At 71.5% G+C, this 1,789-nt stretch carries 1 protein-coding gene; it reads right to left on the reverse strand.

The window, feature by feature from the left end; genetic code table 11:
* Positions 1–506: 506 nt before the first annotated feature.
* The gene (locus tag Q0588_RS12205; protein ID WP_298746420.1) at positions 507–1,406 is read right to left on the reverse strand and encodes an enoyl-CoA hydratase-related protein; all 900 of its coding nucleotides are present in this window, start codon (positions 1,404–1,406) and stop codon (positions 507–509) included.
* Positions 1,407–1,789 lie beyond the last annotated feature (383 nt).

Below are 1,789 nucleotides of genomic sequence, written 5' to 3' on the forward strand. Positions count from 1 at the left end.
TCGCCCGGGCTTCATCGCTCGACCACAGCCCGCCGCCATCGAGAACGTGGATCCGACGCCCTCCCCACCGACGGGTTGGGCAGAGTCTAGAGCCGGGGCTTCCTCAGGCGCGTTCATGACGCTGACCCGGAAACGATGCGCAGGGAAAACAGCGGGTTGGCTTCTGAAAATATGCGGGCCGGCGGCGGATTTGCAGCGCAGCAATCGGCGGCGCGGGGGTTCATCACAACGGGCACGACGAATTCACAACGGGCACGGCGGGGCCGGCGGGCCGGCGGCTCCCGTCAGGGAGACGCAAGACTTGATGGCGGGCAAGGGCCCGCGGAGGGCCGGTGCGGCCTCGCCCCCGTCGTGTCCGTCGTGTCCTCTTCGTAGTGGTCGTTGTGATGAACCAGCCGACGGCGGAATCCCGATCGTGCGGCGGACAGAGCCCCTCCGTCACGGCGCGTATTCGCGCCGCGCCACCTCCCCATTCGCTACGCGAACAGGGAGGAGACGCCAAACACCTACTCGGCCCAGCGCGGCTTGCGCTTGTCGAGGTAGGCGCGGACGCCTTCCTGGCCCTCGTCGGAGACGCGGGCGTGGGCGATGCGGCGGGCGGTGTCCTCCATCAGGCCGTGGTCGATGTGGCGGCCGGCGACGGCGTTGACCAGCCGCTTGGCCTCGCCGACCGCGCCGGGGGCGCAGGCCTTCATCGCGGCGGAGAAGGCGGCCACGAAGCCGTCGATCTCGTCGGCCGAACCGAGCACCCGGTCGACGAGGCCCAGGTCCCTGGCGGCGGCGGCGTCGAAGGCCTCGGCGGTCATGAACAGGGCCCGGGCGGCGCGGGCCCCGACCGCCTCGACCACATAGGGGGCGATGGTGGCGGGGATCAGGCCCAGCTTGACCTCCGAGAAGGCGAAGCGGGCGCCTTCGACGGCCACGGCCATGTCGCAGGCGGCGACGATGCCGGCCCCGCCGCCCATGGCCGCGCCCTCGACGATGGCCACGGTCAGGGCCGGGACGTCGTGCAGGGCCTTGAGCATCCTGGCCAGGCCCATGGCGTCGTCGCGGTTGTCGGCCTCGGACCAGTTCGCCGCGTCGCGCATCCAGCCGAGATCGGCGCCGGCGCTGAAGGTCCCGCCCGCGCCGCGGATGAAGACGACGCGCACATGGTCGGCCCCCTGCAGGGTCTCGAAGGCCTCGAACAGGGCCGCCACGGTCGGGGCGTCGAAGGCGTTGCGCTTCTCGGGCCGGTGGATGGTGACGAAGACGACGCCGTCGGGGGTCGAGTCGATGCGCACCAGACGCTCGTCGGCGTCGGGGGCCGGATCGGCCAGCAGCGGGTGGGCGATGGCGTTGATCTCGGCCGCCTCGCCGGGGGTGAGGTCGAGGGCGTTGAGGTCGGCTTCGGTGGGGTCGGCCATGATGGTCTCCTGCGGCATCAGCGGTATAACGCCTGGCGGGCCGAACGGAAGACGGCGCAGGGCCGATGGCGGCCAGCGCGACCGACCGCATCCGCCGGACCGGCGTGGCGAGCGTCCATGTCCACTACGTCGCCAAGGCGGGAAGAAGGGCCGGACGGGCCGAGGTGGCGAAGGGGAAGACGATGGAGAAGGTGCTGCGCCAAGCTGAACGGTCCTTGTCATCCCGGAAAGCGCGCAGCGCTTATCCGGGACGAAGGGGGCCCCCTCCCGGAGGCTCCCGGAAATCGCCTGCGATTGTCCGGGAGGAGGTCGGCCGTTCGAGCCGGCGCGACCCGTGGCCCGGACAGCTGCTGGCGCAGCTTCCGGGCCGGTCATGTTTCAGG

The sequence above is a fragment of the uncultured Brevundimonas sp. genome (assembly GCF_937870815.1).
Classification (GTDB): Bacteria; Pseudomonadota; Alphaproteobacteria; order Caulobacterales; family Caulobacteraceae; genus Brevundimonas.

What these genes read in the sequence shown, in the direction of transcription:
- Q0588_RS12205 (WP_298746420.1), bottom strand. Translation starts at nt 1,406, where the DNA reads ATGGCCGACCCCACCGAAGCCGACCTCAACGCCCTCGACCTCACCCCC.